We start from the raw sequence: 14,111 nt of genomic DNA on the forward strand, positions 1-14,111 counted from the left end.
GACAAAAAAATATTGCTTAAGTTACTATAACGAAAAAAATATTAATTGTCACCAAACTTATTTTTAACACGTTGTAATACTTGCTTTATATTCTGTTCTTTTCCTTTAGGGTAAATAAGTAATGTATCGTCTTTATCTACGATTATATAATCATTAAGTCCATCAATAACCACAAGCTTTCCTTTATTAGCTCTAATGATATTGCCGTTTGCATTTTCAGCCAAAGTTTTTGCATTTAAAATAGCATTATTATGACCATCTTTTGGAAGTTTATCATACAAACTTCCCCAAGTTCCTAAGTCATTCCAATCAAATGTAGCAGGAATTACATAGACATTTTCACTCTTTTCCATTAGTGCATAATCCACAGAGATATTTTCTGCCTTTCCATAGTTATCTCTAATAAAATCATCTTCAAACTCTGTATTATAGACGTTGTAACCGCCATCAAACAATTGGAATAATTCAGGCTGGTTACGTTTGAACGCAGAAATTACTGATTTAGCACTCCACATAAAAATACCAGCATTCCACAGAAAATTACCCTGTTCAATAAATGACTTTGCAGTCTCATAATCTGGTTTTTCTCTAAATTGATTAACTGGCTTAATTTCGGCTGTCACAGATTTATCATATTCTATATAACCATAACCCGTATTGGCAAATGTAGGTGTTATACCTAATGTCATCAAAGCATCATTAGATTCACAATACTCAAAAGCAGTTCTTACATTATTGGAAAAAGCCTCCTCATCTTCAATCCAATGATCACTTGGAGCTACAATCATTAAAGCATCCTCATTCTCTTTCTGAATTTTTAATGACGCATATAAAATACAAGGCGCAGTATTACGCATAGCTGGCTCTAAAACTACTTGGCGTTTCGTAACACTTGGTAACTGTTCAAAAACTAAATCATTATAACGCTCATTAGTTAGAATAAAAATATTTTCTTCAGGAATTAATTGCGCTAAACGATTAAATGTTTTTTGAATTAAAGTATCTCCAGTTCCTAACATATCGTGAAATTGTTTAGGAAAATCTTGTGTGCTAACTGGCCAAAATCTTGAACCTACTCCACCTGCCATTAATATGGCGTAATAATTTTTATTTTTCATTCTTCTAATAATTCTACTTCTGCATTAGGATTAAACAAATATAATTTACCTGTATTAACTTCAACACATTCAAAGCGTTTTCTTCGTTTGTTTCCCTTTTTAAAAACTCTATTATTATAAAGCTTAAAGGCTTGCCCCAAAGGTACTTCAAATACATACGTCTTATCATTACTTTCGTCGAATTGCTTTAAGGCGTAGGCGAGTTGCGCGTCTGTATCGCTAGACGCTTTTGGATTTTTAAAGTGTTTTGCTAAAAGAGGAAGTAATTCTAGTGGGAAAATTTCTGGATGCAAAAATGGTAACATTAAATGCTGAAAAGTTTGTTTCCACTCTTTTCCATGAGGTTTTATAAACCGATCGTATTTTTTATAGGCTTCAAAATGAGCAATTTCGTGAATTAAGGTAATTAGAAATCGATACGGATTTAGATTAGAGTTTATAGTAATCTGATGCCTTCCGTTTGGCAACTGCCTATAGTCACCATGCTTTGTTTTACGTTCATTTTTAACTTTAACAACTAAATTATCATTGATTAATAACTCGTTAATCATTGAATGAGCGCTTTCGGGTATAAAATCTAAAAGTGTTGTTTGCATTGCGACAAAAATAGTTGTTATCTTTCTATACTTTTAATCCTTAACCACAATCATTTCAGAATTATTATTTATTTTCAACATATATAACCCTGTGGAAGTTGAGTTGAGTTGAATCGTAGTTGTATTATTTAATTCGTTAAATTCCCTATCTATTTCAATTTTACGCCCTCTGATATCAAATACTTCAATAACATCTGAAATGTAAGTATTAGTAATAAAAAGCTCTCTATTTATTGTTGGGTTTGGATAAATTTTTTGAATTTGATTATCTATTTCTCCCTCGCCAAGTGAACCTTCAAAATAAGGTACAGCAAAACTAAAGGTGCTTTCTGCTACAGCCTGACCAATAAAGCGTCCAGGAATATCATCTGCTGGAGGATGAATTCCACCCCAAATTCTACTCAAACTTGTTTGGTCTGATGCGTCTCTATACGTTGCCCATTGTAGCACCACATCTTCAGAAGGACCATCTTCAAATACTAAAAATTCATTCTTTTTGGCTACAAACTCTCCAATCCCTCCTGGAAAAAAGGCACTTCCTGTCATCATAGTCATTAATTCTGCTGCTGCTCGAGAGAATGTAGAATGTCCAGACACATAGCCTGCAAATGGAGGAGTTACAAATGTCGGTCTTTGGTAAGGATACCAATTTTCTGCTAAAATCCAACCTACTCCAGCAACATCAATTTCAGTATCTCCTATAAAATCGTGTCCTTTCCATGTATACAGTTTTATCTTACCCACATGTTGATTTGCAAATCCTGATAAAGGATCATCTGCTTCAACTACTTCTATATAATTCTCAATTAGTGGAATACCAGATACATTATAATTATCTAATGACATATCTGTACTTTGCCCACGCTCGGCCATAGATCGAATTGCAGAAATTGGTCTTATATAATCGTACCACCCTTTTACACTCCAAGCTGAGATTGCAGAATCGTGCATACCTCCACCTAAAATAAAATACGATTTTACGTCCCATTCTAATGGATCCAAAATTTCGCCCTCACCTTCAAAACGTTTTTCAAATTGAGGATGGTCACTCACATAATTCAAAAGTGTAAACCAATGACCTGGTGGAGTTTCAGAATCTGGACCATCTGCCCAAAACTCTGCAAGTACGCGACCATAATCTGCTCTTAATACCATGTTAGTTTCATATGGATTTCCAGTAACAGGATTTAAAGTATGACCATTACTAACAAATCCTCCTTCCATAAAATTATAGAAATTAGGATAATCAGCATAGCTATTTGGAAACGTGGCAATATCTAAATTTCCTGTAGTATTTGGAGATATATCTATTTGAACTCCGTCACTCGGATCTAAATGCGACTGCCAGACAGAAACCATAGAAAATCCCCATTTATAAGCATCACTATCCGCGTTATTTTCAGTAAGACTTATGTATGGTGGATCTGAAGGATCGTGATATACGTGATAATTATTACCATCTCTTTGAAAAGTCACTTTATCGTCATCTGTTAATGCAAATGGAAAAACATTTCCCCATTCAGGACTTAAAAAAGGTGGTGTATCTTCATCTACTATATTTCCACCTTGGTCTATAAAAATATTTAATGCCAAAGGCACCCAACGATTTGGGTCATTAATTGGCGCATTAACATTCGCATTTACATCTATCGCATAAGAAGCATTAACTGGTTTATAATATGCATTGTCATAACCTGTTTGTTCTCTAGAACCATCTTGTAAACCGTAATTAATTACGGTTTGTGCAACATAATTACCCAAAGCAGCAGCATTACCAAACTCATATAACAAAGACGAATTAGAGGTATCATACCCAAGCTTGTCCATTATTAAATCAAATAATTCTTGTGATGCTTCTGCACTGGGCGAATTCTGAAAACGATGCGAAAGTAAACGATACATAGCATAGCTAACGGAACGTTTTAATGATTCTTCATTACTCTCAATCGGTATAAAATCTTCCAAACTACTAGTAAAACCATTCACAGAATTTCCAATAAGATATGAATCGGCTACCTCATCATGAATTGCCCAAATATCGTACATAGCAACACTAGTATGAAATAGGTTTCTAGCATGTATAGTTGGTCTTGCAAAATCATTTCTAATAGCTTCTAACAAAACCTCATTCCACAATCTGGCAATTGACACCTCTTCAGGTAGATTGTCTGTTCCCAATTCTACATCTATTAATGCTAGTAAGCTTGAACATTCACTATTAAATTCTGTCACCGAAACATGCCCAATAGCTTCTAGTTGCCATTTTACGGTAATAGAGCCTGTACCTTGACCATTTAAAATTTCACCTCCAGATACCTGCCAATTTGCTGTTGATTCATTAGCTATATCATAACTGTAAGTTTCAGTTCTTAAAAATGATGAAGATGTATTACCAACTATGCTTTGTGATTCTATATATGTACAAGATCCATCGTCTAATGTTGCATCAGGATTGTAGTTACATGACACTGGATCTAAACATCCATATATTTTCTGGCTTGGAATTATATCTAATACTTCAATACCAGCACCTTCAGTTGCTTTTATGATAATATCTGAGTCTAAATTATTAAAAGTTTCAATTAGACCAGAAGGCCACTTAATTTCTAATGTTAATATTTCTGTTGCATCGTTTAATCCGAAATGCACAGCTTGCAAGCTCTGTGACAAGAATCCAACACCAGAATAATAACGTTTAAAAGTTCCATTAGCAGTTGTGAGTGTAATTATTGTACCAATGCCATCACGATTAGAGGCTGTTCCTTGTAAGTGAATTTTGAACCAGTGTAATGAAGGATTTACATCATCAAAATTTAAAATTTCATTTTCATATAAGAAAGAAACACCATCACTATTTGTAACAAACAAATCGATATCACCATCATTATCATAGTCCCAATCTATAGCTTCAACACTGACGGTTTCTTCATTCAATCCTAATTCAGCAGAAGCATCTTCAAAGGCGTCTTGTCCTTGTACTGTAAGATTTCTAAAGTAGAAATTAGGTTCTGTACTTCTATTTTCAAAAACATAACCATTGGTTACAAACAAATCTTCATCACCATCTAAATCAAAATCTGAGAATTTTGTTCCCCAAGCCCATCCAGTATTACCAATATTAAAATTATCTGCTAGCTCTATAAAGGTATTATCACCATTATTCTGAAGGAAGAAATTATTATCAATTGCTGTTACAAAAAAGTCGAACTTACCATCATTATTATAATCGCCTATCGTAATTCCCATATCATCACCCATAGTATCCAAACCATAAATTGATGCCTCATCAACAAACGTATTTCCGCCATTATTGATATAGAGATTATTGGGCTCATCAAAATCATTAGAAACCAATACATCTAAAAAACCATCTTCATTAAAATCAAAAGGAAACGCCGTATAACTGGCCAAATCTTCAGTGGCAAGAATACCAGTTGCAACTGAAACGTCTGTAAATGTGCTGTTACCATTGTTTCTGTAGAGTTGATTACTTTCACATGCCTCCCAATCACTAATGTAAATATCTAATAAGCCATCATTGTTATAATCAAACCATGTCGCACCAGTATTTTGACATGCATTGATGGTTTCAAAACCTGCAATTTCTGTAATATTGGCAAATGTGCCATTACCTAGGTTTCTCCATAATTGTACTTTTAGTGAATAGGTTAAAAATAAATCTGGAAAACCATCATTATTGTAATCTCCCCAAAATGCTCCGCTTTTATTGCCGTCTAAACCAAAATACTCATCTCCACCTTCTTCTTGAGTTAATAAATCAACAAAACCTGCAATTTCTGTAACATCTGTAAATGTACCATTATTGTTATTTCGGAATAATCTACTTAACGTTTTAGGGCTGTCAGTGTTATCTTTTGCTTTTGCTACTACAAAAATATCTAAATCGTTATCTCCATCATAATCTGCTACAGCAACTCCGTTATTTTCCTCAAGAACACCCAAACCTGCTGCAATTTCTGCATGTACAAAAGTTTGGGAATACGCTTTTGTAGCTAAGAAAATTATAAAAAAGATGATAAGATAATAACCCTTATGGTTCAGTAAATATTTCACCATTCAAATTTTTTATAAATATAAAAATTAGCTTTTAGAATCTATCAGCTTTGGTAATATTAACATCTCCCCAAAAGTATTGGTCGCTTTGTCTTTTAATTCATCGTTATAATCGTGAGCAGTAAATCCAAAAACATCAAATCCACCGCTAACTGCCGCATTTACACCAATAATACTATCTTCAATTACTAAGCATTCTGTGGGTTGAAAACCCATGGCTTTGGCTGCCCATAAAAATATAGCTGGATCTGGCTTCCATTTTTGGATAGTATAACAACTAAAAATATTTTTTTCAAAATAAGGTAGTAAACCTGTCAGCTTTAAGTTGAGCTTAATCTTTGTTTCTGGTCCACTAGAAGCCACACAAAATGGTATTTTTAAATTTGATACAACATCAAAAACCCCTTCTACGGGTTTGATTTCGTTTTTGAATTTTTCGTATGAAAGTTTTCTATATTGATCTATGAAATTAGTCGGCACCTCAGTATCAATAAGGTTCGCTATTTGGGCAACACAATTTTGAAGTGAGTTCCCTTTAAAATTTTTGAAAGCATAATCTAAAGTAATATTAGCACCAAGTTTATTTGCTAAATCAACCAAAACTTGGTTACCTAGAGGTTCACTATCAACAAGCACACCGTCACAATCAAAAATTATACACTTGTACCTGCTCATATTTTAAAAATATAATGAGACTTAATTTTGATTAGTACTCAACGATTTCAAATTCGCTTCGTCTATTTAGTTGGTGCTCTTCTTCCGTGCAGCCTTCCTCTGAACATTTGGCGATGGTAAGTAATTCCCCAAAGCCTTGAAATTGTAAACGTCTGGCATTAATATAACCTTCTAATGCCAAATAATTCCTCGTCGACTCTGCCCGTTTTTCCGATAAAATTTGGTTATAACGCTCAGTTCCTCTAGTATCGGTATGAGAACTAATCTTTAAGTGAATATTTGGATAACGCTCCATTTTTTTGGCAAGCTCATCTAAAACTATCTTAGAATCCGATCTAATATCCCACATATCAAAATCGAAATAAATTGGTTCTAATTCAAAATATAGCTTTCCATCTTTTTCAACAATAGGCGGTCCTTCAACGTCAGTAAGCATTTCAAAACGTTTTGGATCTTCTTCTTTTAAATTCTTATCAATACCTTTTTCTGCAATAACAGTTTCGACAGGATCCACTGGCGGAGGTGGTGGAGGTGGTGGTATCTTTTTTAAATACAAAACATGTTTTTGATCTTGCTTTTCTAAAACTTTTACATATTTAGCGCTCGCCATGTAAGCCTCATTATATGCCTGAAGTTCATAACCTCCTGCCAACAAGTTTTTATTAAAACTAGCTATAGAATCTAAGGTGTTACTGTAAATTTCTTTACCTTTTTTATCTAATAAGATGACTTGTGAATTAGGTATATAATCTTTTGTATCTTCATCTCTAATTTCAAACCTATTTATATATTCTCTAATGAAAATCTCTCCAATTTGAACAAAACTATAGATGTTATCATCTGTTCTATTTCTATTTGACGCAAAGAATCCTTCTGTTTTATTATAATAGTTTAGGCTAAAATCATCGTACTGAGAGTTTATCGGAGCTCCCAAGTTTATTGGGGTTGTAAATTCATTATTAACCCATTCTGAAACAAAGTTATCTAACATTCCAAGACCTAAATGTCCATTCGATGCAAAGAATAAATTACCATCTTCTGATATAAACGGAAAATGCTCCCTATTCACTGTATTAATAGTTGTCCCAAGATTCTGAGGTTCACTAAATGTACCATCTTCATTTATCTCTACATAGTATAAATCAAAATCGCCTATACTATCGTTTTGGTTTGAAGAAAAATACAACCGTTTCCCGTCTGGACTTATCGCTGGATGCTGATATGAAAACTCAGCTTTATTAAATGATAATTTTTCTAATTCTGACCATATTCCATTAGTTAATGTCGTACTGTAGATATGTATATTATTAGTATCATTTTTGTCAAACTCTTTTTTCCCTTCATTAAAATTACTTCTAGAGAGGTATAATACTGCACCATCCGAACTAAAGCAAAAGTTGCCTTCGTGAAGTTTAGAATTTATTCGTTCTGGCAAAGCAACAACTTCATTAACTTCATCATCCTTAATGGATGACTTAACTGCATAAATATCTAGAAAAGGTTGATGCGTCCATTTATAACGTCGACTTAATAATTTGTTATTATCTCTATCAGAAGCAAAATATATACTATCACCATACTTTACAGCTCCAAAATCTGAAGCTGATGAATTGAAAGCTGCTAACTTTACTCTATAATCTGGCGTCATGAGTTTAAAGGCTTCTATAGTCTCAATGGCATCAGTTGTATTTAAAGAAGCTGACAGGTTTTCTTTATAAAGTTTATAATATTCTAAACCCCCTTCATAATCTCCTAAAGCCGATAATATTTGATATAGTTTAAAGTTGAAGTCGTTATCGTAACTTTTATCATCTTCCTTAAATTTACCGTTAACTAGTTTTTTTATATATCTTGAAGCTTCTCTGTATTGAAATGTATTATAGTAAGAAATCGAAATATTCTCTAAATCTTTTTTATGATTTTCTTTCCTTAGTGCCTCCTCGTAATATTTAGCCGCAGTGATATAGTCTCCTTTTTCAAAAAAACGGTCAGCCTTCGTTTTTCGTTGCGAAAACGAAGTTTGCGTTATAAGTAGTAACCCTAATATTATGGTAAGTCTTTTCATCATACTAATAGAATCTTGGAGATGAATATTTTTTACTTAGCCCAAGTAAATCAAATCTATAGGTTAATATAAATTCGTGGCTCCCACTATTATAATCTTTTAGTGCACTTGTGTTAAAATCATAAGCATAGCCCAATCTAAAATCTGGTAACACTTCTATACCTATCATAGCCGTAATCGCATCTTGATATCTGTAAGAAACACCTAATTCGAATTTTTCTTGATATAATGCATTTGCAGAAATATCGAAAGATAAAGGTGCACCAAAAGATTGTTTCACTACAGCAGATGGTTTCAATTTTAAGTCATCATATATATCAAACACATAACCACCGATTAAAAATAAATGCAAATCGTTTTGGTAGAATACTTCGTTATCAGTATCTATTTGATTTGGTAAAAGATTAGGTGCCGATAACCCTACGTAATATTTATCGCTGAACATGAACACACCTGCTCCAATATTTAGAACTGTTTTACTAGTGTTATCAAAAAAAGAATCACCAGTAACATTGCTTTGAAAGACATTAGTACTTAGGTGGTCAAAACCTACTTTCATTCCAAAAGACATATTTAATGTTTCATTAAGTTCAATTTTATAAGCTGCATCTACATTAAATACATTTTCGGTTTGTTTTATACCCCCTCCTATTTCATCATTTAGGAAATTAAGACTTATTTCTATTTTATCAGTTAGTGGAATATTGGCAAATATATTTCCCGTTTTTGGGGCACCTTCCACACCAACCCACTGACTACGATACAAGCCTCCAACCTCAATTATTCCCAGTTCATCGATCATATAACCAGGATTGATGATATTCATATTATACATATATTGCGTGTAGTGCGGTTCTTGTTGTGCGTATAAAGACGCACTACAAAGCAAGAGTATTATATATATTTTTATCTTCATTATATCTATTATCTACTTAGATAAACACTGCCTTGAAATGGTTTTGTGCTACCATCATTTGGATTAAACACATAAAAATATGTGCCAGCAGGTAAGTGACTTCCAATGGCTAATGATTGATTTGAGGTGCCATCAAAAAGTGGTGTGTTAATATTTCCTTTAAAAACTATCGTTCCATATCTGTTGAAAATTTCAATCGTAAAATCTGGAAAGATAATAGGTAAGTTACATAAGTCTAATACTTCATTTTCATTATCATCATTATCTGAAATACCATCATTAATCTCGCAATCATTGCATGTATTGTCAGAAAAAGGTAACACGGTTACGATAACTTGAGTTCTCGCAGATTCACAACCATTAGAATCTACAGCCTTTAGATAATAGTCCTCCCCGTTAACCAACAATTCTGTTTCAAACAATATATCTGTTGATGTCGCTGTATCATACCAATTAAAATCAAATGCAGTGCTTAAAATTTCTAAATCTGAAATCGCTGCAGCATCTGTAAGGCAAAATGTTTGATTTTGAACAACTGGAGCTTCAACATCTATAACCGTTATGGTAATAATAGCGCTAGAAATATTACATAGAGCATTTCCTTGCACATCGTATTGAAAATTGTAAGAGCCTTCGGCTAAAAGAGTAATATCTACGATACTACCAGTTAATGCGCTGGTATTATCGCTGTCCGCAAACACACCTCCTATATCTGCCGTATTGTCCAGAACATTGAGTAGGTCTATCTGAAAATCAGATTTGCAAACCGTTGCCTCCATATCCTCACCTGCATCTGCACTTTGTAGAATTGTCACTGTTAATGTCGCTTGAGCACCAGTACAAAATATATCTGTGCCGTTCCCATTATCAGGCACTGTATAGATATAGTCTCCTTGGTCAAAAAGTAACGGGTCAAAATTTACTGTACTTGTTGAAGAAGTAAATCCATTGGGACCTATCCAAGTTCCGTTATCATTGGGATTTCCGCCCAATTCATCAAATAAATTGAAGATACCGTCATCACTACAGACATTTATTGAGGTATCATTTCCTGCTTGGTACTCTTCATAGATCGTAAATGTAAGATTCGCACTATTATCACAATCATTTCGAGTAGTTGTAGAATACACAAAACTAAAGGTCTGTTGATTATTAATTTCTGGAATCGTAAAAGGATTACTAACGTTATCACCTGATACTGTATCAGACCAATTTCCTAAAGGCCCTGTATAAATAGGATCATCAATGCCATTAGTGTTTAATAAAGAAATTAAATCCAAAGGAGATGTAAAATCAGCCTCACAGAACTCTAAACCACTGGTATCTTCACCTGCATAGTTTTTAGGGTGAATCACTATAACAACTTGTGCAGATTCTGACTCGCAAAACCCAGAATTATCAATACTGCTCGTACAAGGATCTGTATAATTTAAAGCTTCAAAATTATCTGGGTTACAATTTATTTCAGGATTAACCGTGTACTGAAAAATATAAGTACCTGGTTCTGCACCAGCTAAATTAATTGATCCTTCATAAGAGTAGCCAGGAGAAGGCGTACACCCTCCACCATTACTCACTAAACCTAAATTGGAAGAACCTGAAATTAAACTCCATTGTGTACAAGCGCTAGAAGGATAATCGAACAACACCCCATTTTCGCTGGTAAATGTTAATTGATCATATAAGTTTATCGTTGATGGTGTAGCTGGGTCATCTTCACAAAACTCAGCACTATCAGACTGTGAAAATGGTCTGAGGTATTCGTAGATTTTAAAACTAATCGTTGTTTTAGCATCTTCATTACATACACCAGATCTTTGATCTACAGCATAGGTGAAATCAATATCGACACATCCAAACCTTACATTATTAGCTGTAATCTGCTGGTAAATATCATTTATATTTACAACTGAATCACCTAATGATGAAACTTGCCCAAACATATCCATCTCCCATGTACCTTCAATATCTTCGAATAGTAAAAATTCATCGTCTGTTAAATCAATATCAGTATCAAAATCGCCATTGATTATTGACGTTTCACAAATTCTTTTGTTCTGGGCCAAACCAGAAAAAACCTGCCTAACAACAGAAACTTTAACCCGAGTTTCTCTAACTAAATCACAAGGTGCAATACCATCTACTCTATAAACTAACTCAAACGTTTCTTCATCTACTAAAGGAGGCCCTGAATTATATGGTACTGTTACAAATAATTCAGATCCAATAATATTAATGAAATTTGGACTACTTCCCTCATAAGACCATTGACCATTTGAATGAGGACTTGGCAGAGACTCTAATGCCTCAAAAAGATTCATATCTGGCAATGGAACGCATATATCAATCGGTGTTGAACCTTCATCACAAACCTGTATGTTTACATCATTTAAATTTGTCGGTAAGGCTATACCTGAAAATGGTCCCAACACCAAATTAATAGTTAACGCAACATCAGATCCGCAATCTGCATTCGTTAATTGAAACTGATAATCTGTATTTGTTGTGGAGGCTTCATTAAGATCCCAAAGAAATAAATCTCCGGATGAAGTATCTAAAGCAAAGTTAAAACCCGGATCAAACCAAGTACCTGCTTGTATCGTATTACCTGTTAGATTGGTATACTCTTCGTATAAGTTTATTACGCCGTCAAAAACACCATCATTATCGCCATCTATTTGTGTCATGTCACAAATAATAATAGTCTCTTCGATATTACATTGCGCATGTGCATACACACACAAAAATGTAAAGACAATAAAAATTGTCAATTTAAATTTAATCAATCCCCATTAATTTACCCGAAAGGTATCAATATAGAATCAAGTATTGTAGTAGTAATCTTCAAATTGTTAACAAATTAATGTTAACATCTATATGTTTAGGAATATTCTAAGGTGTAGAATTAGAAACCTGTAAGACTTTGCCATTATAATATTTGTTTCCAGTCAAAGCAAAATTTTGAATGTATTCGGCCATTTCCTTAGCAGTCGTTGGTGCTTTGTAACCAGGAAAAGCTTCTTCTAGCATTTCTGTTTGAACAGCTCCTAAAGCTAAGACATTGAATTGTGGACCTGTTTCTTTATATTCTTCAGCGAGTAACTCAACCAAAGTAATTACTGCTCCCTTACTAGAACTATAGGCTGACAATCCAGGAAATTTCATACTGCCTTGAATACCTCCCATTGAGCTAATAGTAACAACATGACCATCATTTTTCATATATGGCAATATCGTCCTTGTTAATTCCGAAACACCAAAAACATTCGTTTGATAAACTTTTGTAAAATCTTTAAATGAAGTTTCAGCAAAAGGTTTATTAATAATAGCACCTGCATTGTTGATCAATATATCGACTTGTTTCCATTCGTTCTCAATAAACTGTACCACCTTGTCATAGTCGTCTTCATTACATAAATCGAAAGCAAACGACGAAATATTATCGAAATGTAGATTGCTTATTGGTTTTGCATTGCGGGATAGTGCCAACACATTGTGACCTTGATTAGCGAATAAATGAACCAATTCAAATCCAATTCCTCTGCTTGTTCCTGTAATAATTATGTTTTTATTCATCGTTTAAAAGAACCTCTTTTGTTGGTGCATTCATCATACCTTCTAATCCTGGAATCAGTTTATTAATAAAACTAGCCATATGCTTATAATCCATTTTATCTGCTTCGTCATCAACATGGTGATAATAATCAAAATTTGTAAAATCGAATGTTGAAATGGCATGTGCTGGCATTTTTAATTCTTTGTAAAATGGAAAGTTATCTGATCTAAAAAATAGATTCATCTCTTTTGCTCTAGGGAAAAAACCAACCACCTCTTCACCTGCATATTTATTTAAAATAGGCGCAAAATTAGAACGGTTATAACCACTCATATAAGCCATAGATTTATCTGCTGCTCTAGGTACACCAATCATTTCAAAATTAATCATGGTATAAGCATTCATCTCTGCCTCATTTAAGCGTTTTGCTAAATGAGAAGACCCTTTTAATCCCATTTCTTCCGCTGAATAGAGGGTAATTAATATACTACGTTTGTTTGTTTTAGTTTTAGCAAAATAACGTCCAATTTCCATAGCTGCAACAGTGCCAGAAGCATCGTCGTTAGCTCCATTAGCAATCGAATCCCCTTCTACAATTTTACCTTTACCTATATGATCGTAATGACCTCCAAGAATAACAAACTCATTTTTTAATTCAGGATCGTTTCCCTCAATCATTCCAACAATATTATAACCTGTTATTTCACCTAGTTTAAACGTATCACGATAGGTTTTGAAATAAGGTTTTATATCATTTTTCTTTAAGTAATTTTCAATAAAAACGGCTGCTTTTTCTATACCTTGACCTCCTGTTGCTCTTCCTTCTAATTCATCTGAAGCTAAATACTCCATACTCAATTTAATATCTTCGGAAGATATTGTAATCTTTTTTGGTTTTACTATTTCAACGATTTGCTTTTTTCCACCTTCAACAGATTTATCTTCCACCACTTTACGACTAGAAGAACAAGCAATTAAAAACGCAATAAAAACTATTGCTAGAAGCTTTTTCATATTTTTTATATTTGAGTTTAAAGATAAAGAACTAAAACTAGGTTTAAAATTAATTATTCCTTAATATTACATACTCTAAGTCCTTATTATTAAGATG

Annotated in this window: 9 protein-coding genes; all 9 read right to left on the reverse strand. The window is 33.5% G+C overall.

The features are described from left to right. Positions 1-41: 41 nt before the first annotated feature. The gene (locus SJY34_RS08070; RefSeq protein ID WP_400081086.1) at positions 42-1,118 is read right to left on the reverse strand and encodes a mannose-1-phosphate guanylyltransferase; all 1,077 of its coding nucleotides are present in this window, start codon (positions 1,116-1,118) and stop codon (positions 42-44) included. Further along, positions 1,115-1,714: a SprT-like domain-containing protein gene (locus SJY34_RS08075; RefSeq protein ID WP_400081089.1), complete on the reverse strand. Its 600-nt coding sequence runs from the start codon at positions 1,712-1,714 to the stop codon at positions 1,115-1,117. The genes SJY34_RS08070 and SJY34_RS08075 overlap by 4 nt, the downstream gene beginning before the upstream one ends. Before the next feature lie 33 nt (positions 1,715-1,747). Next, on the reverse strand, positions 1,748-5,791 hold the full coding sequence (locus SJY34_RS08080; protein ID WP_400081092.1) for an FG-GAP-like repeat-containing protein: 4,044 nt from the start codon (positions 5,789-5,791) through the stop codon (positions 1,748-1,750). 24 nt (positions 5,792-5,815) lie between these two features. Beyond that, positions 5,816-6,463 carry an HAD family hydrolase gene (locus SJY34_RS08085; RefSeq protein WP_400081095.1) on the reverse strand — a complete coding sequence of 216 codons (648 nt, stop codon included), beginning with the start codon at positions 6,461-6,463 and terminating at the stop codon, positions 5,816-5,818. A gap of 31 nt (positions 6,464-6,494) precedes the next feature. Continuing rightward, on the reverse strand, positions 6,495-8,531 hold the full coding sequence (locus SJY34_RS08090; protein ID WP_400081098.1) for an OmpA family protein: 2,037 nt from the start codon (positions 8,529-8,531) through the stop codon (positions 6,495-6,497). 1 nt (position 8,532) lies between these two features. Then, the gene (locus SJY34_RS08095; protein WP_400081101.1) at positions 8,533-9,444 is read right to left on the reverse strand and encodes a type IX secretion system membrane protein PorP/SprF; all 912 of its coding nucleotides are present in this window, start codon (positions 9,442-9,444) and stop codon (positions 8,533-8,535) included. An 8-nt stretch (positions 9,445-9,452) separates the two neighbouring features. After that, positions 9,453-12,230, reverse strand: a complete 2,778-nt coding sequence (locus SJY34_RS08100) for a gliding motility-associated C-terminal domain-containing protein (RefSeq protein ID WP_400081103.1) — start codon at positions 12,228-12,230, stop codon at positions 9,453-9,455. A gap of 106 nt (positions 12,231-12,336) precedes the next feature. Then, positions 12,337-13,020, reverse strand: a complete 684-nt coding sequence (locus SJY34_RS08105; protein ID WP_400081106.1) for an SDR family NAD(P)-dependent oxidoreductase — start codon at positions 13,018-13,020, stop codon at positions 12,337-12,339. Then, entirely contained in the window at positions 13,013-14,014 is a 1,002-nt protein-coding gene (locus SJY34_RS08110; RefSeq protein WP_400081109.1) for a M28 family metallopeptidase, read from the reverse strand. Before SJY34_RS08110 ends, SJY34_RS08105 begins: the two co-directional genes overlap by 8 nt. Positions 14,015-14,111: the final 97 nt, after the last annotated feature.

It is taken from the genome of Winogradskyella sp. R77965 (genome assembly GCF_044594915.1).
In the GTDB taxonomy this organism is placed as follows: domain Bacteria; phylum Bacteroidota; class Bacteroidia; order Flavobacteriales; family Flavobacteriaceae; genus Winogradskyella.